The sequence below is a fragment of the Myxococcales bacterium genome (assembly GCA_016717005.1).
In the GTDB taxonomy this organism is placed as follows: Bacteria; Myxococcota_A; Polyangia; order Haliangiales; family Haliangiaceae; genus UBA2376.
Genome location: JADJUF010000016.1, coordinates 212,309 through 229,966 on the forward strand (window position 1 = coordinate 212,309; position 17,658 = coordinate 229,966).

General features: G+C 72.3%; 15 protein-coding genes. 14 read left to right on the plus strand and 1 reads right to left on the minus strand.

The window, feature by feature from the left end; translation table 11 throughout:
• Window positions 1–149 precede the first annotated feature (149 nt).
• The 11 genes from IPL61_16800 to IPL61_16850 all read left to right on the plus strand — a co-directional run bounded on the left by IPL61_16800 (window position 150) and on the right by IPL61_16850 (window position 11,022).
• Window positions 150–866 carry a ribosome maturation factor RimP gene (locus tag IPL61_16800; protein MBK9032904.1) on the plus strand — a complete coding sequence of 239 codons (717 nt, stop codon included), beginning with the start codon at window positions 150–152 and terminating at the stop codon, window positions 864–866.
• Window positions 867–901: 35 nt separating this feature from the next.
• On the plus strand, window positions 902–2,470 hold the full coding sequence (gene nusA / locus IPL61_16805) for a transcription termination factor NusA (protein ID MBK9032905.1): 1,569 nt from the start codon (window positions 902–904) through the stop codon (window positions 2,468–2,470).
• A 74-nt stretch (window positions 2,471–2,544) separates the two neighbouring features.
• Window positions 2,545–2,913, plus strand: a complete 369-nt coding sequence (locus IPL61_16810; GenBank protein ID MBK9032906.1) for a YlxR family protein — start codon at window positions 2,545–2,547, stop codon at window positions 2,911–2,913.
• On the plus strand, window positions 2,914–5,799 hold the full coding sequence (gene infB / locus IPL61_16815; protein MBK9032907.1) for a translation initiation factor IF-2: 2,886 nt from the start codon (window positions 2,914–2,916) through the stop codon (window positions 5,797–5,799). It abuts the gene before it with no gap.
• Window positions 5,800–5,844: 45 nt separating this feature from the next.
• Complete coding sequence (locus IPL61_16820) at window positions 5,845–6,249, plus strand: DUF503 domain-containing protein (protein ID MBK9032908.1); 405 nt, start codon at window positions 5,845–5,847, stop codon at window positions 6,247–6,249.
• Window positions 6,250–6,275: 26 nt separating this feature from the next.
• Entirely contained in the window at window positions 6,276–6,839 is a 564-nt protein-coding gene (rbfA, locus tag IPL61_16825) for a 30S ribosome-binding factor RbfA (protein ID MBK9032909.1), read from the plus strand.
• A gap of 47 nt (window positions 6,840–6,886) precedes the next feature.
• Window positions 6,887–7,945, plus strand: coding sequence for a hypothetical protein (locus IPL61_16830; GenBank protein MBK9032910.1), 1,059 nt, complete (start codon window positions 6,887–6,889; stop codon window positions 7,943–7,945).
• Between the two features lie 7 nt (window positions 7,946–7,952).
• Window positions 7,953–8,939 carry a tRNA pseudouridine(55) synthase TruB gene (gene truB, locus IPL61_16835; GenBank protein ID MBK9032911.1) on the plus strand — a complete coding sequence of 329 codons (987 nt, stop codon included), beginning with the start codon at window positions 7,953–7,955 and terminating at the stop codon, window positions 8,937–8,939.
• Between the two features lie 32 nt (window positions 8,940–8,971).
• Window positions 8,972–9,241, plus strand: a complete 270-nt coding sequence (rpsO, locus tag IPL61_16840) for a 30S ribosomal protein S15 (protein ID MBK9032912.1) — start codon at window positions 8,972–8,974, stop codon at window positions 9,239–9,241.
• Between the two features lie 69 nt (window positions 9,242–9,310).
• Window positions 9,311–9,979, plus strand: a complete 669-nt coding sequence (locus IPL61_16845) for a hypothetical protein (protein ID MBK9032913.1) — start codon at window positions 9,311–9,313, stop codon at window positions 9,977–9,979.
• Window positions 9,976–11,022: a hypothetical protein gene (locus IPL61_16850; protein MBK9032914.1), complete on the plus strand. Its 1,047-nt coding sequence runs from the start codon at window positions 9,976–9,978 to the stop codon at window positions 11,020–11,022. Before IPL61_16845 ends, IPL61_16850 begins: the two co-directional genes overlap by 4 nt.
• 35 nt (window positions 11,023–11,057) lie before the next feature.
• Here IPL61_16850 and IPL61_16855 read toward each other — a convergent pair whose 3' ends face one another.
• Window positions 11,058–11,627 carry a hypothetical protein gene (locus IPL61_16855; protein ID MBK9032915.1) on the minus strand — a complete coding sequence of 190 codons (570 nt, stop codon included), beginning with the start codon at window positions 11,625–11,627 and terminating at the stop codon, window positions 11,058–11,060.
• Between the two features lie 115 nt (window positions 11,628–11,742).
• Here IPL61_16855 and IPL61_16860 point away from each other — a divergent pair, with 115 nt between their 5' ends.
• Genes IPL61_16860 through IPL61_16870 form a run of 3 tightly spaced genes read left to right on the plus strand, consistent with a single transcriptional unit; the run spans window position 11,743 to window position 17,607 of the window.
• Window positions 11,743–12,732 carry a glycine--tRNA ligase subunit alpha gene (locus tag IPL61_16860; GenBank protein ID MBK9032916.1) on the plus strand — a complete coding sequence of 330 codons (990 nt, stop codon included), beginning with the start codon at window positions 11,743–11,745 and terminating at the stop codon, window positions 12,730–12,732.
• Window positions 12,722–14,902 (plus strand): glycine--tRNA ligase subunit beta, encoded by a 2,181-nt coding sequence (locus IPL61_16865; protein ID MBK9032917.1) that lies wholly within the window; start codon window positions 12,722–12,724, stop codon window positions 14,900–14,902. The genes IPL61_16860 and IPL61_16865 overlap by 11 nt, the downstream gene beginning before the upstream one ends.
• Window positions 14,899–17,607 carry a pyruvate, phosphate dikinase gene (locus IPL61_16870; protein MBK9032918.1) on the plus strand — a complete coding sequence of 903 codons (2,709 nt, stop codon included), beginning with the start codon at window positions 14,899–14,901 and terminating at the stop codon, window positions 17,605–17,607. The genes IPL61_16865 and IPL61_16870 overlap by 4 nt, the downstream gene beginning before the upstream one ends.
• Window positions 17,608–17,658 lie beyond the last annotated feature (51 nt).

Below are 17,658 nucleotides of genomic sequence, written 5' to 3' on the forward strand. Positions count from 1 at the left end.
CCGGCCCCACCGTGGTCCAACATCCCCCTTGCGGGTTTCTCTGGCCAGTGGTAATCAGCCGCCACTTCGCGTTTCCGTGAGGTGGGCAGCGGCCCACCTTTTTTTTTCGCAGTCACGTCCGAGTCCTCCCTGATCCAACCCACGCTCCCATGCCGCCGTCGCAGAGCCCCAACGCCGTTCGCCAGCGCGTCTGGCAACTCGCCGAGCCGGTGTGTCGTCACGCCGGGTTCGACCTCGTCGACGTGCGCTTCTCGCCCGATCAGGGCGGCTGGGTGCTGCGGGTCTTCATCGACGTGCTCAAGCAGCCCGCGGACGTCGTGCCCGGCCCCGACGGCTTCGCGCCCGATCTGGTCGATCTCAACGACTGCGAGCGCATGTCGCGGGAGCTGTCGGCGGTGCTCGACGTCGAGGACCCGATCCCGCAGGCCTACAGCCTCGAGGTCAGCTCGCCGGGCATCGACCGGCCGCTGGTGACCGTCGCCCACTTCCAGCGCTTCATCGGCGCCGAGGTCAAGGTCACGCTCGAGCGCGGCGTGCCCGCGCCGCCGCGCCCCGACGGCAGCCCCGCCAGCGAGCGCAAGAACTTCCGCGGCGTCCTCGACGGCGTCGACGACGCCGACGACCCGGCCCGGGCCCACGCGCGGATCCTGGTCGATGGCCAGCTGTGGCGGTTCCCGATCGACGACGTCGACGTCGCGCGGATCGTCCCCGACTGGGACGCGGTCATGAAGGGCGATCGCGGCCAGGTCCGCGCGCCCGCTGGGTCGGCCACCGCGCCGGCCACCTCACCCACCACTGTCGCCGGCAAGTCCGGCAAGCCGGGCAAGCCCGGAAAGCCTGGGGCCGGTCGCGCCTCGCGCCGCTAGCCCCCGAGCCAGAGACCCGACGGAGCCTTCGCCACATGGAAGCCAACCTCAGCATGGTCATCGACCAGGTCGGTCGTGACAAGAACATCGATCGGGCCGTCCTGCTCCAGGCCCTGGAGCAGGCGATCCTGACCGCCGCCAAGCGCGCGTTCGGGATGAACCGGGAGATGGAGGCGAAGTACAACCTCGAGACCGGCGCGGTCGACCTGTTCTTGATCATCAACGTCGTCGAGGACGACGCGATCGAGGGCCGCGAGATCACCGTCGAGGACGCGCACAAGTACGGCCTCGAGGCCGAGCTTGGCGACGAGCTCTTGTTCCAGATCTTCTACCGGCCCGAGGAGGCCGAGCGCGCGTCCGAGCAGGACGCCAAGTTCGGCGACATCATCGACCTCAAGGCCGCGCACAAGAAGTTCGGGCGCATCGCCGCGCAGACCGCCAAGCAGGTCATCAGCCAGCGCGTGCGCGAGGCCGAGCGCGACAACGTCTACAACGAGTACAAGGACCGCAAGGGCGAGATCGTCACCGGCATCGTGCGGCGGTTCGAGCGCGGCAACCTCGTGGTCGAGATCGGCAAGTCCGAGGCGCTCTTGCCGATGCGCGAGCAGGCCCCGCGCGAGTCGTTCCGCGTCGGCGACACGATGAAGGCGCTCCTGCTCGACATCGATCGCATGGCCCGCGGCCCGCAGCTGATCCTGTCGCGCGCGCACAAGGGCTTCCTCGAGAAGCTGTTCGAGCAAGAGGTGCCGGAGATCTTCGAGAAGATCGTCCGCATCGAGTCGAGCGCGCGGGAGCCCGGCGCCCGCGCCAAGATCGCCGTGTCGTCGCGCGACCGCGACGTCGACCCGGTCGGCGCCTGCGTCGGCATGAAGGGCTCGCGCGTCCAGGCCGTGGTCCAGGAGCTGCGCGGCGAGAAGATCGACATCGTCCCCTACGACGACGACCCCGCCCGGTTCGTGTGCAACGCGATCGCGCCGGCCGAGGTGTCGCGCGTCATCATCGACGCCGAGGGCCACCGCATGGAGCTGGTGGTGCCCGACGAGAAGCTGTCGCTGGCCATCGGCAAGAAGGGCCAGAACGTCCGCCTGGCCAGCCAGCTGACCGGCTGGCGCATCGACATCCACTCCGAGTCGAAGATCTACGAGCTCGAGCGCCGCGCCAAGGAGCAGATCTCGTCGATCTCGACTGTCTCCAACGACCTGGCCGAGACCCTGTTCAAGCTCGGCTGGCGCTCGGTGTCGGAGCTGTCGCGCGCGGTCGCCGAGGAGCTGGCTCAGGTCCCCGGGGTCGGCGGCGTCGACGGCGCCCGCAAGATCATCGGCGGCGCGGGCGAGTACCTGGCGCAGTCCCGGCGCCGGCCCGACGACCTCAAGCGCGAGACCGACCGGCGGGCCCAGCTGTCGGGCACCGAGCAGCTGCTCGAGGTGCCCGGGGTCAACGAGGAGGTCCTCGAGATCCTGGCCCAGGCCAACGTCCGCTCGCCCGAGGAGCTGGTCAAGGCCCCGATCGAGCACATCGCCTCGGTCACCGGCATCGACATGAGCGACCTCGCCAAGCTGCGCCAGCGCGTGATCACGTACCTGGCCGCCGGCAGCGAGAGCTGAGCGCGGCTGAGTCTTCCACGGAGTCTGCTGAACTGATGATCGCCACCTCGTCCACCACCCCACCGTCGGTCCCGATGCGCACCTGCGTCGGCTGCCGACAGGTCGTGCCCCAGGATCAGCTCCTGCGGCTGGCGGTGACCGACGAGCGCGTGGTCGCCGATCCCCGCCGCCGGACCCCCGGCCGCGGGGTGTACGTGCACGCGCGGCCGGACTGCCTGCGGGGCGCCGGCAAGGGTGGCCTGGCCCGCGCGCTCAAGCGCGGGGTGTCGCGGGCCGAGCTCGATGCGATCGCCGCGGTCGCCTCGGCGACCGCCGCCGCTAGCCAAGGGGGCGAGGACGCTGTAGAACGCGCTCCTCACCTCACGTCCACGTCGTTGCCCCTGGCCGCTCCCGGCCAGGCCGATCCTTCGGATCGTTCGAGTCACGGAGCCCACGGAGCCTAGATGCGCGTCTACGAGATTGCGAAAGAGGTCGGGATTCCTAACAAGGAACTCCTGGCGAAGATCCGATCACTCGGGCTCGAGGTGAACAACCACATGTCGTCGCTCAACGCCGACGATGTGGCGCGCATCAAGAAGTCGCTCGAGCGGGATCGGACCTCCGCATCTGCTCCGCCCGAGACCCACAAGGTCAGCCCCGCCGGCACGGTGATCCGGCGGCGCTCGTCCAAGCCGGACGAGGACACCACGGCCGCGGCCCCGCCGCCCCCCGTGGCGCCGCCCGTGATCCGGCGGCGCGTGGTCGAGGAGGCCCCGCGGGTCGAGGCGCCGCCCCCGGCGCCCGTGCACGTCGAGCGCGCCCCCGAGGCGGCCCCGGTCGAGCGGCCCGTCGTCGACGAGCCGCCGGCGGAGCGCCCCGCGCACGTCGAGCCGATCGTCGAGGTGCCGGCCGCGGCCGCGCCCGCGACGCCCATCGAGGTCGAGGACCGCAGCGACGAGCCGGCCCCGCCGGCGCCGCCCGCGCCCGCGCCCGCGCCCCGGCCCGAGCCTCGCACCCGCGTGTTCGTGGCGGGTCCGTCGCTCGGCGGCTCTCAGCCCGCGGTCGCGCCGCAGGCGCCGCCGCCGCAGGCGCCGCCGCCGCAGGCGCCGCCGATGGTGACCGGTCCCCGGCCCACGGTGATCGTGCGTCCGCGCGAGTCGGTCCCGCCGCCCCCGGTCGGTCCCTCGACCGTGGCCGAGGTCGCCGAGGGCGCGCGCTCCCGGTTCGAGATGGAGCTCGAGCGGGCCCGCGCCCGGTCGGCCGAGCGGGCCGCCGAGCGTCCCGACAAGCCCGAGCCCGAGGCGCCGCCGGTGGTCGAGGTCCGCGAGCGCGACCCGGGCCGCCCCGCGGTCGGCACGGTCATCAAGCTGGCCCCGCGCATCCAGATCACCGAGCGCCCCGGCGTCGGCGGTCGTCCGGCCCCGAACAAGCCGTCGGGCCCGCCCGGCACGCAGATCCGTGGTCGGTTCGCCGAGCAGCAGGCCCGCGGCGGTCCCAAGGGGCCGCGCCAGGACTTCGGCAAGAAGAAGCTGCCGTTCTCCCCGTCCAAGGGCAAGGGCCTGCCGACGGTGCGGACCACGCCGGCCGACCACAAGCGCGTCATCCGCATGGAGGAGACGATCGCGATCGCCGACCTCGCCCGCGGCATGGGCGTCAAGGCGACCGAGGTGCTCAAGAAGCTGTGGGCGATGGGCATGGCGGGCGTGAACATCAACGCCTCGATCGACTTCGAGACCGCGCAGATCCTCGCCAGCGAGTTCGGCTACGAGGTCCAGAACGTCGCGTTCAAGGAAGAGGACATCTTCACCGAGGCGTCCGACGACGCCGACAAGATGGTGCACCGCGCGCCGGTCGTGACCGTCATGGGCCACGTCGACCACGGCAAGACCTCGCTGCTCGACAAGATCCGCAACTCCAAGGTCGCGGCCGGCGAGTCGGGTGGCATCACCCAGCACATCGCCGCGTACAAGGTCCCGGCCGGTGACAACCACGGCGAGATCGTGTTCCTCGACACGCCCGGTCACGAGGCGTTCACCGAGATGCGCGCCCGCGGCGCCCAGGCGACCGACATCGTCATCCTGGTGGTGGCGGCCAACGACGGCGTGATGCCCCAGACGCTCGAGGCGCTGGCCCACGCCAAGGACGCCAAGGTGCCGATCATCGTGGCGGTCAACAAGATCGACCTCGCCGACGCCCAGCCCGACCGCATCCGCCAGCAGCTCGCCGATCGCGGGCTCATCCCCGAGGAGTGGGGCGGCGACACCCAGTACGTCAACGTCTCGGCCCTCAAGGGCGAGAACATCGAGAAGCTGCTCGAGGTCATCGCGCTCATCGCCGAGGTCGCCGAGCTCAAGGCCAACCCCGACAAGCCGGCGTCCGGCGTGGTGATCGAGGCGCGCCTCGATCGCAACCGCGGCCCGATGGGCACCATCCTGATCCAGGAGGGCACGCTCCGGGTCGGCGACACGCTCGTGGCCGGCCGCTGCTACGGCAAGGTCCGCGCGATGCTCGACGCCCGCGGCGAGCAGCTCAAGGAGGCCGGCCCGTCGACGCCGATCGAGATCCTGGGGCTCGACGGCGTGCCCGAGGCCGGCGATCAGGTCAACGTGGCCGAGGACGACAAGGCCGCCAAGCAGGTGGTCGAGCACCGCCGGCAGAACTGGCGCAAGAAGGAGCTGTCCGCCACCACCAAGGTCTCGCTCGAGAGCCTGATGGAGCGGATGAACGAGGCCGGCTCGAAGGAGCTGAAGATCGTCCTCAAGGCCGACGTGCAGGGCTCGGCCGAGGCGCTCAAGGCCGCCCTGGTCAAGCAGACCACCGAGAAGGTGCGCGTCAACGTGATCGCCACCGGCGTCGGCGGCATCACCGAGAGCGACGTCAACCTGGCCAAGGCCGGCGGCGCGATCATCCTGGGCTTCCACGTCCGCCCGGCCGGCAAGAGCAGCAAGCTGGCCGAGCAGGAGGGCGTGCAGATCCGCCTGTACGACATCATCTACGACGCCCTCGACGAGGTGAAGTCGGCGATGGCCGGGCTGCTGGCGCCGATCAAGCGCGAGTCGCCGGTCGGCAAGCTCGAGGTGCGCGACACGTTCACGGTGCCGAAGGTCGGCATGGTGGCCGGGTGCCGCGTGTCCGAGGGCAAGATCACCCGCAAGTCGCTCCTGCGTGTCATCCGCGACGCGGTCCAGATCTACGAGGGCCGGGTCGGCTCGCTGCGCCGCTTCAAGGACGACGTCAGCGAGGTCCAGAACGGCTTCGAGTGCGGCGTGATGGTCGCCGGCTACAACGATCTGAAGGTCGGCGACGTGATCGAGACCTACGAGGTCATCGAGGAGGCGGCGACGCTGTAGTCGCCGCCCGCCTCGGGCAGCCGCCCACCAGGTCGGGTCCAGGTCATGTTCGTCGGCGTCTGTCGCCTGTCCCTGCGGGTGCCGCACAGCCACTCGCTCAAGGACAAGCGGGCGGTGGTGCGGCGGCTGCGCGATCGCGTGGCCAACGAGGCAGGCGTGACGCTGCGCGAGGTCGACGGGGCCGACACCTGGCAGCGCGCCGACCTCGGGTTCGCCGTGGTCGGTCACGCCCGCGACGACGCCGAGCAGCTGGTGCGGCGCGTGGTCGGCCTGGTGGTCGCGCACGGGCAGGGCGAGGTCGCCGCGGTCCGGCACGAGGTGCTGGCTTTCGGGGACGACTGGTTCGCCGCGGCCACGCCCTACGCCAAGCCCGAGGCCGACAGCGCCGACGCAGGCGCCGACGCGACGTGGTTGCCGCCGAGCTGGCGCGATGACGGAGGAACGCCATGAGCAGAAAAGATCGAGTCGAGCACGCCATGCGTGACGAGCTGGCCCAGCTGATCGCGCGCGAGGTCAAGGATCCGCGCGTGACCGCCGCTGGCGTGGTCGGCGTGGCCCGGGTCGAGTGCACCGCCGACTTCTCCGTGGCCCGGGTCTACGTGTCGATCTACGCCACCGACGCGGTCGCCGCGAAGGCCATGGCCGGCCTGGCCACCGCCGCGGGGTTCCTGCGCGGACCGCTGGCGCGGCGCCTCCACCTCGGCAAGCCGCCGGAGCTGCGGTTCATCCACGATCGCTCGGCCGAGATCGCGCTGCAGCTGACCGCGGTCGTGCGCGAGGACGCCGCCAAGGCCATCGCCGCGGGCCGGACCGACGACGTGCCCGGCGCGCCGCCGCTGACGAAGCCGGCGATCGTCGACGAGGTCGCCGCCGACGAGGCCGACACCGACGAGGTCGCTGAGGCCGCCGCCGACGCTGAGGCTGACGACGCCGCCGACGCTGAGGAAGACGACGACGCCGCCGACGACAACGACGCCGCCGATGACGCCGCCGAGGTGGCCGACGCCGACGCCGACGCCGACGCCGCGCCCGAGGCGTGAGCGCGATCGCGCGGCGCCGCCCGGCGACGGTGCTACGATGCCCGACCGTGCGTACCCTCACCGCCTGCCTGATGTCCTTGGTCCTCGTCGCCGCCTGTGGCGGTGACGACGAGGCCACGCCCACCGACGCGCCGGTCGCCGACGCCGGGCCCGACGGCCCGCCGATCGACGCCGCCATCGACGCCGGGTTCGTGCCGCCGACGATGCTGTCGGAGACCGGTCTGTACAGCGACATCGGCACCAAGACCGTGGCCGCCGACGTCCACGAGTTCATGCCGCGCTGGCAGCTGTGGTCCGATGACGCGGTCAAGCGCCGGTGGATCTGGCTGCCGCCCGGCGCCAAGATCGACACGACCGACATGGACTACTGGCACTTCCCGGTCGGCACCAAGCTGTGGAAGGAGTTCGTCCGCGGCGGCCGCCGGGTCGAGACCCGCCTGCTCGAGAAGATCGGGCCGACCGACGACTGGGCTGACTGGTACGCGGTGTCGTTCCAGTGGGACGTCGGCGAGACCGACGGCGCCGCCGTGCCCGCGGGCGTGATCGACGACGTCGGCCACGACGACATCCCCGGCCGCTCGGACTGCCGCAAGTGCCACGTCGACACCCGGATCGCGTCGGTCGCGATCGGGTTCTCGGCGCTCTTGCTCGACGATCCCGCGGTGCCCGGCTACAAGCTCGCCGACCTCATCGCCGACGATCGCCTGACCGCGCCGCCGACCAACCCGACGGCCGGCGCGTACTTCCCGTTGCCGGCCGGTGACACCGAGCGCGCCGCGCTCGGCTACCTGCACGTCAACTGCGGCAACTGCCACAACGCCGGCTCCGACGTGGTCGCGCAGATCACGCCGATGCAGCTACGGCAGTCGGTCGGCGCCCTGACCGACTGGACGACCACCGCGCCGTACCTGACCACCGTCAACGTCGTCGGTCAGCTCAACACGGTCGGCGCGACGGCGCTGATCACGCCCGGCGCGCCCGGCACCTCCGCGGTGCTGGTCCGGCTGCGCGCCGTGCCGCCGGGGCAGGTGATGCCGCCGGTCGGCCGCGAGACGATCGATCCGATCGGCGCCGAGGCGGTGCGGGCGTGGATCGCCGGACTCTAGCGGGTGGGTGACCGTGGTGCGGCGGCGACCTGATCGGCTGCACGGGATCGTGATCGTCGACAAGCCCACCGGCGTGTCGTCGCAGGACGTGGTGACGCGGGTGCGCAAGCGCCTGGGCGTGCGCTCGGCCGGCCACACCGGCACGCTCGATCCGCTCGCGACCGGGGTCCTGCCGATCTGCCTGGGCCAGGCCACCAAGATCGCGCAGTGGCTGATCGCCGAGGACAAGCGCTACGTCGCCACCTGCGAGCTCGGCCTGACGTCGCCGACGCTCGACAGCGAGAGCGAGGTCACCCGGACCGCGGTGGTCGACGCCATCGAGCCGGCCGCGCTCGAGGCCGCGCTCGCGACCCTGCGCGGGGCGCAGGACCAGGTGCCGCCCATGCACTCGGCGATCTGGATCGACGGTCGCCGTCTGCACGAGCTGGCCCGGGCCGGCGTCGAGGTGACGCCGCCAGCGCGGTCGGTCCGGGTCGACGAGCTGACCGTGGTCGAGATCGCCCCGCCGACCGTGACCCTGCGGATCGCCTGCTCGAAGGGCACGTACGTGCGGGCGCTGGTGCGCGACCTGGGCGAGCGCCTGGGCACCGGCGCGGTCCTGACCGCGCTGCGCCGCACCGCCAGCGGCGCGTTCACCGAGGCCCAGGCCGTGCCGATGGAGGCGCTCGACCGCCACTCGATCGCCGCCCACCTGGTGCCGATCCGGCTCGCGCTGGGGCTGCCCGAGGTCGTGGTCGACGACGCCGCGATCGCCGACGTGATCAACGGTCACGAGCAGCGCTGCGCCCGCTACGCCGACGGCTTCGCCAACGGCGACCGCTTCCAGCTGGTGTCGGCCCGGGGCGAGACCCTGGCGGTGTGCGAGCGCGTGGCCGGCCGGACCCTCCTCGGCCGGGTGCTGGTCTACGAGCCCACCCTGGGGCTTGACGCCGTGGCCGATGTGCCTCAATCTGCGCCGCTCAACCCCCAAGGCCGCGAGCCGGGTCCGGATTGACCGGGCGGGCTCGCTGGCGACGAAGGATTCCCATGCCTGTTTCGACTGTCCGCAAGCAAGAGACGATCTCCAAGCACCGCACCCACGAGAGCGACACCGGGTCGCCCGAGGTCCAGGTCGCGCTGCTGTCCGAGCGCATCTCGCACCTGACCGAGCACCTCAAGGTCAACCACAAGGACCACCACTCGCGCCGTGGCCTCCTGAAGATGGTCGGCCAGCGCCGCAGCCTGCTCGACTACCTGAAGCGCAAGGACGGCCTCCGCTACAAGAAGCTGATCGAGACCCTCTCGCTCCGCCGCTAGCACCGCCGCGGGCCTCGGCCCGCCGCGCCCGCTGCCCGACGCCCAGCCCTCCGCTGGGCGTCGTCGTTTGTGCGCCCTCGGGCGATTCCACGCAACCGTCGGCGCGCGGCCGCCCCGGCGCGCGCGTTCACCGGGCCGAGCCTGGACAGCGCCCGCGACCTGGCCAAGGCCCACCCCGACGCCCAGATCATCGCGGCCGAGCACCGGTTTCCGCCGGCCGCGGACGACATCGCCCGCTTCCGCGCCGAGGGTGGCGAATTCCTGGCCGAGCGGTTCGCCGAGTCGCTGCCGCCGGGCAGCCTCAGCCACGTCTACGTCCGATACCCGATCCCGCACTCCAAGGGCTTGGAGAACATAGCCGTGACGGACGCAGCGATCGCGCGCGAGCTGGCGCTGAACCCTCGGCAGTCACGGGCGGAAGCGACCCTGGCTGCGCTGGAACGTCAGGGTGGTGAGGGGCAGGTTGAGAGCATGACGAACTTTGGCCCGCACGCGCTCGAGAAGCTCGAGCCCGGCGGGACGCTCGACGTCGTGTACTGGGAGCGCGAGGTGGCCACTGAACTCAAGACGCTGACGGGCAGGCTGTACCTTGATCCTGCGACCGGACGACGGTTTCGCCTGGAGATCGTCGATGGTCCGCTGTCGGTGCCGAGGACCGCGTTTCCAAACTCAGGCTACGGGATTCCTGAGCATGTGGCCGTCGTAACTCGGGTCGTCCTTCGAAAGGTGGGTGCGTGATGAACGTGCTGGTACTTGAACGAGATCGGTTGCTCATCCCTGGCCTTGACCTGCCCGACATCGACCTTCGAGCTGCTGCGCCTGACAGGGACGTGGTGCTGGCGCGCGCGATCGACGGCGCGCACGGTAGCGACAACGACGAGCGGGGCGCCTGGTCCGTAATCGCGATCCTGGCAATGGCGGCGACGAAGCGTGCGTTCGATGACGCGCGGTTGGTCGAATGGGCGGTCGCTTGGATGGAGGGGCACCGAACACTGTCGGTGCTGGTTCCGCTCGTGCTCGCCGAGCAATCACCAGATCGGATGCCGGAACTTCTGACGCACGTCATGGATCGTCGACCTCGTTCGATGGCCTTCATCGTCAACGCGTTGTTGCGGACGCCCGAGCCGTACCGCTATCCGTGCGAGCTGCTGGTGGTTCGGCACCCTGACCCGGAGGTGCGCGAGCACTTCTTCGCGCTCCTGGGCACGCACCAGCGCCTGGTGCCGCCCGGCAGCCTGGACCGCAGCCGGCTGAGCGCTACCCACGGCGCCGACGTCCTGCGGGTCGGCATCGGCGACCCCGAGCCGCGGGTGCGCGAGCGGGCGATCGCGGTGGCGTACGGCATCGGCCTGGTCGCGGACGTCCGCGCCGAGATCCTGGCGGCCACGGACGATCCCGACGGCGACGTCCGGTGCTACGCGCTGGTGGCGCTGGGCGTGCTGGACGACGCCGCGACCCGCGGGCTCCTCATCGCGCGTCTCGGCAGCCCGGTCGTGGGCGAGGTGTGCGCGGCGATCGCGGCCCTGGCGCGCCGGCCCGACGGGGTCGAGGTGATCCTCGCCGGCCTGCCGGATCCGCGCCCCTGGTACAACGACGCGGCGTTCGCGTCGATCGGGGAGGTGGCGACCGCGCTCGATGACGCCGCGCTCGACCGGCTGGCCACCATCGCCGCCGACGATCGTGCTCGGTCGATGCTCGAGCGTCACCGCTGGCGGACCCGTCACCCGGACGGCCGCGAGGTCGGGCCCGACGGACGGATCGAGGTCGTGCGGCGGCCGTGACCCAAGCGTCAGGTGACGCTGCCGGCCGGCCAGGCCTAGATCGCGTCGACGTCGGCGTCGACGCCGGCGTCGACGTCGGCGGTCATCTCGATGTGCAGCGTGTAGGCCGACTGCACCGCGGCGGTGAAGCCCTTGATCTCGAGCAGGTAGGTGCCGCCGGTGATGGGCGGGCACGGCGAGCCGCCCGGGCACAGCACCAGCTCGGTGTCGCCCGAGGTCTTGGACTCGTCGAGGACCATGCCGCCGTCGACGGTCAGGAGCCGCAGGTCGAGGTCGCCGGCGCCGCCGCGGTTCATGAACGTGATGCTGGCGCGGATCGGCTGGCCGTCGACCAACGAGATCGCGTAGTAGTCGACGTCGCCGTCGCCGCAGATCGCCGCGTCGATGTCGACGCCGACCCAGGCGGTGGCGGTGGCGGGGGAGTCGTTCGGCTCGTTGGCCGCGCACTGCGCGGGCGTCACCGGCGCGTCGGTCGGGGCGGCGTCCACCGGCTTGTCGAAGTCGAGCACGAGCGAACATCCCGACGCCGCGAGCGTCGACGCGAGCGCCAGGCCGCGCAGCGCAGACCGCGGCGACCAGGCGCGTGGCAGGGCTCCCCTCTGCATCGATCCACGCTACCGAGACGGCGGCCGATCGTCAAGAGATCGCAAGGGGTTAGCTGCTTGACCGGGGTCTTTTTCGCGCGGTAGGTTCCGCCCCGACTGGCACAGCCGGGACCCCATGTACCTACAAGATCTGATCTTCGAGCTCCAGCGCTTCTGGGCCGATCACGGCTGCGTGATCGAGCAGCCTGTCGACATCGAGGTCGGCGCGGGCACGTTCCACCCGGCCACGTTCCTGCGCGTGCTCGGCCCCGAGCCGTGGAGCGCTGCGTTCGCGCAGTTCTGCCGCCGACCGAAGGACGGTCGCTACGGCGAGAACCCCAACCGCCTCGGCGCGTACTACCAGTTCCAGGTCGGCCTCAAGCCGTCGCCGCTCGACGTCCAGGATCTGTACCTGGCGTCCTTGCGCCGCATCGGCCTCGATCCCGCCGCCCACGATCTGCGCTTCGTCGAGGACGACTGGGAGTCGCCGACGCTGGGCGCGTGGGGCCTGGGCTGGGAGGTCTGGGCCGACGGCATGGAGGTCACGCAGTTCACGTACTTCCAGCAGGCCGGCGGCCTCGATCTCATGCCGGTCACCGCCGAGCTGACCTACGGCGTCGAGCGCATCGCGATGTACCTGCAGAACGTCGACAGCATCTTCGACATCAAGTGGGACAAGCACGTGACCTACGGCCAGCTCCGGCACCCGTGGGAGGTCGAGTACTCGCAGTTCCACTTCGAGGAGACCGACGCCGCGTTCTACTTCGGCCTGTTCGAGCGCTACGAGGCCGAGTGCCACCGGCTGCTCGGCCGCGGGCTGACCCTGCCGGCCTACGAGCACTGCATGAAGTCGTCGCACGCGTTCAACCTGCTCGACGCCCGCGGCGCCATCAGCGTCACCGAGCGCGCGCGCTTCATCGGCCGGGTCCGGGCGATGGCGCGGGCCTGCGCCGAGGCCTACGTGCGGTCGCGCGCCAAGCTCGGGTTCCCGCTGCTCGTCGGCGACGATCGCGCCAGGGCGACCGCGGCGTTCGCGGCGGCCGAGGAGGCCGGGGTCAACGCGGCCGCGCTGGCGGCGGCGCGCGCGGTGTCCCCGCTCGCGGTGGAGGTGGCCCGTGGCGAGTGACGATCTGCTGTTCGAGCTGGGCTGCGAGGAGATCCCGTCGCGGATGCTGGCGCGCGCGCTGGCCGAGCTGCCGGCCCTCGCCCGGGCCCGGCTCGACGCCGCGCGCCTGACCTGCGGCGACGTGCGCGCGCTCGGCACGCCGCGGCGCCTCGCGCTGGTGGTCCACGGCCTGGCCGATCGCCAGCCCGATCTCGACGAGCGCGTCGTCGGTCCGCCCACCAGCGCGGCGTTCGCCGCCGACGGCACCGTCACCAAGGCCGGCCTCGGCTTCGCCGCCAAGAACGGCGTCGATCCGTCGACGCTCGAGCGCGCGGAGGTGCCGGGCAAGAAGGGCACGTACGTCGTCGCGGTCCGGCACGTGCCCGGCCGGTCCGCCCTCGAGGTCCTGCCCGCGCTGCTCACCGAGCTGATCGCGGCGATCCCGTGGCCCAAGTCGATGCGCTGGGGCTGGCGCGAGGTCGGGTTCGTGCGGCCGCTGCACTGGCTCGTCGCGCTCTACGGCGCCGAGGTCGTGCCGGTCCGCTACGGCGGCCTCGTCGCCGGGCGCGCGACCCGGGGCCACCGCTTCCTCGCGCCCGGCGCGATCGAGGTGGCGCGCGCCGGTGACTACGTCGAGGCGCTGCGCCCAGCGTTCGTGATCGTCGATCCCGCCGCGCGCCAGCGCATGATCGAGGCCGAGCTGGCGCGGCTCGCGGTCGAGACCGGCTGCACCGTGCGCCGCGACGACGAGCTGCTCGGCGAGGTCACCGGCCTGTGCGAGTACCCGGTCGGGATCTCGGGCACCTTCGATCCGGCGTTCCTCGAGATCCCGGAGGAGGCGCTGGTCACGACCATGCGCAACCACCAGCGCTACTTCGCGATGGAGCAGGACGGGCGCCTGGCGCCGCGGTTCGCGACGATCGCCGCGACGGTCACCAAGGACGCGGCGGTGGTGCAGGCCGGCAACGAGCGCGTGCTCGCGGCCCGGCTGTCCGACGCCCGGTTCTTCTTCGCCGAGGACTGCAAGAAGGACCTCGACGCCCTCCGGGCCAAGCTCGACGACGTGGTCTTCCAGGCCAAGCTCGGCGAGGCCCGCTCGACCGGCGCCAAGGTCCGCCGCATCGTCGGCATCGTCGAGGCGCTGATCGAGCGGGTCGGGTTCGAGCACGCCGACGGCGCCGCGGTCGCGCGCCGCGCCGCCGAGCTGTGCAAGAGCGATCTGCTGACCGGCGTGGTCGGCGAGCTGCCCGAGCTCCAGGGCGTGATGGGCATGCACTACGCGCGGCGCCAGCTCGCGGCCGATCCGGCGACCGCCGGCATCGCCGACGCGGTCGGCACCGCGATCGCCGAGCACTACATGCCGCGCGGCGCCGGCGCGGCGCTGCCGACGACGATCGCCGGCGCGCTGGTCGGCATCGCCGATCGGATCGACACGCTGGTCGGCTGCTTCGGCACCGGCCTCGAGCCCACCGGCTCGGCCGATCCCTACGGCCTGCGCCGGGCCGCCAACGCGATCCTCGCGGTCAACCTCGACCTCGGCCCCGGCGGCGATCGCCACGACGCGGTCGGCAAGGGCCGGGGCTTCCCGCTCCAGCTCGACACGCTGATCGAGATCGCCGCCCACCAGTTCGACGGCCAGATCGAGGTCACCGACACCGACTGCGGCGAGCTCCACGAGTTCTTCCGCGGGCGCCTGCGCACGCTCTTGCTCGACGGCGGCCTCGCGGCCCTCGACGTCGACGCCGCGCTCGGGGTCGGCTTCGACGACGTCTGCGACGCGCGGCTGCGGGCCCGGGTCCTGGCGGCGGTGCCGGCGACGGCGCGGGCGGTGTTCAAGCGGATCGCCAACATCCTCGACGACGCTCACGGCAAGGGCATCGAGATCAGCGGCGAGGTCAAGCAGGGGCTGTTCGTCGCGCCCGACAACAGCGAGTGGCGGCTGTGGAACGCGTTCGCCGCGGCCACCGCGCGGCTCGACGCGGCCGCGGCCGGCCAGGACTACGCCACGACCGTGGCGATCCTGGTCGAGCTGCAGCCGACCGTGGCGGCGTTCTTCGACAAGGGCGGCGTGATGGTGATGGACCCGGACCCGGCGCTGCGCGAGAACCGGCTGTCGCTGTTGCAGCGGATCCTCGCGCCGTTCGCGGCCATCGCCGACTTCCGGTTGGCCTCACAGGGGAGCGCGTCATGAATCGCTGGCTCTACACCTTCGGCTGTGATCCCTCGACCGCGGTGCCGCCCGAGCGCGTGCCCGATCGCGCCGCCGCCGCGGCGCTCCTGGGCGGCAAGGGCGCCGGCCTGGTGGACATGGCCCGGCTCGGCATCCCGGTGCCGCCGGGGTTCACGCTCACCACCGAGGTCGCGCGCCACCGCCTGGCCCACGCCGGCGATCCCGACGGGCTCGCCGACGAGATCCGGACCGCGGTCGCCGCGATCGGCGCCGCCACCGGCACGGTCTTCGGCGACGCCGCGCGGCCGCTCCTGGTCAGCGTGCGCTCGGGCGCGCCGGTGTCGATGCCCGGCATGATGGACACGATCCTCAACCTCGGCCTCAACCCGACCACCGTGGTCGGGCTGGCGGCGCGCACCGGCGACGCCCGGTTCGCGTGGGACTGCTACCGTCGGTTCCTGGCGATGTACGCCGAGGTCGTGCTGGGGGTCGGCGCCCACGACGACGAGCACGTCGAGAGCGTGTTCGAGCGGCTCCTGACCGATCGCAAGTACGCGACCCGCGCCGCCAGGGACTCCGACCTCGACGCGGCGGCCCTCGAGGACCTGTGCGGCCAGTACCACGCGGCGATCCGCGCCGCGACCGGCGCCGACTTCCCGGACGACGTCGACGCCCAGCTCACCGGCGCGATCGCGGCGGTGTTCCGGTCGTGGGACAACCCGCGCGCCGACGCCTACCGCCGGATGCACGGCATCTCGGCCGCGATGGGCACCGGCGTCACCGTCCAGGCGATGGTGTTCGGCAACCTCGGCGAGACCTCGGCCACCGGCGTCGCGTTCACCCGCGATCCCGCCACCGGCAGGCGCGCGCTCTACGGCGAGTTCCTGGTCAACGCCCAGGGCGAGGACGTCGTCGCCGGCGTGCGCACGCCGCGCCCGATCGACGAGATGGCCGCGGACTTCCCCGAGGCCCACGCCGGCCTGCTCGACGTGTGCGCGCGGCTCGAGGCCCACCACAAGGACATGCAGGACCTGGAGTTCACGGTCCAGGATCGCCAGCTGTGGATGCTCCAGAGCCGGGCCGGCAAGCGCACCGGCAAGGCCATGGTCAAGATCGCCGTCGACCAGGTCCACGAGGGCCTGATCGATCAGGCCACCGCGATCCTGCGGATCGAGCCGAGCAAGCTCGACGAGCTGCTCCACCCGACCATCGATCCCAAGAACCGGCCGACCGCGCTGACCAAGGGCCTGCCGGCGTCGCCGGGCGCGGCCATCGGCGCGATCGTGTTCTCCGCGGTCGAGGCCGACGTGGCCGCGGCCAAGGGCGAGCGCGTGCTGCTGGTCCGGACCGAGACCTCGCCCGAGGACATCGTCGGGATGCAGGCCGCGGTCGGCATCCTGACCGCCCGCGGCGGCATGACCTCGCACGCGGCCGTGGTCGCGCGCGGCATGGGCAAGCCGTGCATCACCGGCGCCAGCGGCCTGCGGGTCGAGGCGGCGCGCGGGCAGGTGACGCTCCTGGGCAAGGGCGGGGCGCCCGACCGGGTGTTCCGGCGCGGCGAGGTGCTGACCCTCGACGGCTCGACCGGCGAGGTGTTCGCGGGCCCGGCGCCGCTGGCCCCGGCGGCGGTCACCGACGAGCTGGCCGAGCTGATGGTCTGGGTCGATCAGACCCGCACGCTCAAGGTCCGCACCAACGCCGACACCGCGGCCGACGCCCGCACCGCGCGCGCGTTCGGCGCCGAGGGCATCGGCCTGTGCCGCACCGAGCACATGTTCTTCGCCGCCGATCGCATCCTGGCGGTGCGCGAGATGATCCTGGCGTCGGACGAGGCCGGGCGCCGGGCCGCGCTCGCCAAGATCCTGCCGATGCAGCAGGCCGACTTCACCGAGATCTTCACGGCCATGGACGGCCTGCCGGTGACGATCCGGCTGCTCGACCCGCCGCTGCACGAGTTCTTGCCGCACGCCGCCGCCGAGGTGGCCGCCGTCGCCGCCGACCTCGGCGTCCTCCCCGACGCGATCGTCGCCAAGGTCTCGGCGCTGACCGAGTCCAACCCGATGCTCGGCCACCGCGGCTGCCGCCTGGCGATCACCTTCCCCGAGATCTACCAGATCCAGGCCGTCGCGATCGCGCGCGCCGCCATCGCCGCCCAGGCCGCGGGCGTCGCCGTCCACCCCGAGATCATGATCCCGCTGGTGATGGTGCCGGCCGAGCTGGCGACGCTGCGGGCCCAGGTCGCGGCCGAGGTCGATCGCGAGCTGGCCGCCGCCGGCGCGACGATCCCCTACACGATCGGCACGATGATCGAGCTGCCGCGCGCGTGCCTGGTGGCCGACCAGATCGCCGCCCACGCGGACTTCTTCTCGTTCGGCACCAACGACCTCACCCAGACCACGCTCGGCATCTCGCGCGACGACGTCGCCAGCTTCCTGCCGGCCTACCTCGGCGCCGACCTCCTGCCGGCCGATCCGTTCGTGTCGCTCGACGTCGGCGGGGTCGGCCAGCTGGTGCAGCTCGCGGTCGAGCGCGGCCGCCGCGCCAAGCCCGGCCTCAAGATCGGCGTGTGCGGCGAGCACGGCGGCGATCCCGCGTCGGTCGACGCGTTCCATCGGTTCGGCCTCGACTACGTCTCGTGCTCGCCCTTCCGCGTCCCGATCGCCCGGGTCGCCGCCGCCCGGGCCGCGCTCGCCCACGGGCCCCGTGGGGCCAAGGACCCGTCATGACTGTGACTCGCGCCACGCAGGCAACCCCAGGCCCCGGGCCCCGGTCCAACC

Coding starts and splice junctions, on each gene's coding strand:
- IPL61_16800 (MBK9032904.1), top strand. CDS start 150: ATGCCGCCGTCGCAGAGCCCCAACGCCGTTCGCCAGCGCGTCTGGCAA.
- nusA (MBK9032905.1), top strand. CDS start 902: ATGGAAGCCAACCTCAGCATGGTCATCGACCAGGTCGGTCGTGACAAG.
- IPL61_16810 (MBK9032906.1), top strand. CDS start 2,545: ATGCGCACCTGCGTCGGCTGCCGACAGGTCGTGCCCCAGGATCAGCTC.
- infB (MBK9032907.1), top strand. CDS start 2,914: ATGCGCGTCTACGAGATTGCGAAAGAGGTCGGGATTCCTAACAAGGAA.
- IPL61_16820 (MBK9032908.1), top strand. CDS start 5,845: ATGTTCGTCGGCGTCTGTCGCCTGTCCCTGCGGGTGCCGCACAGCCAC.
- rbfA (MBK9032909.1), top strand. CDS start 6,276: ATGCGTGACGAGCTGGCCCAGCTGATCGCGCGCGAGGTCAAGGATCCG.
- rpsO (MBK9032912.1), top strand. CDS start 8,972: ATGCCTGTTTCGACTGTCCGCAAGCAAGAGACGATCTCCAAGCACCGC.
- IPL61_16855 (MBK9032915.1), bottom strand. CDS start 11,627: ATGCAGAGGGGAGCCCTGCCACGCGCCTGGTCGCCGCGGTCTGCGCTG.
- IPL61_16860 (MBK9032916.1), top strand. CDS start 11,743: ATGTACCTACAAGATCTGATCTTCGAGCTCCAGCGCTTCTGGGCCGAT.
- IPL61_16870 (MBK9032918.1), top strand. CDS start 14,899: ATGAATCGCTGGCTCTACACCTTCGGCTGTGATCCCTCGACCGCGGTG.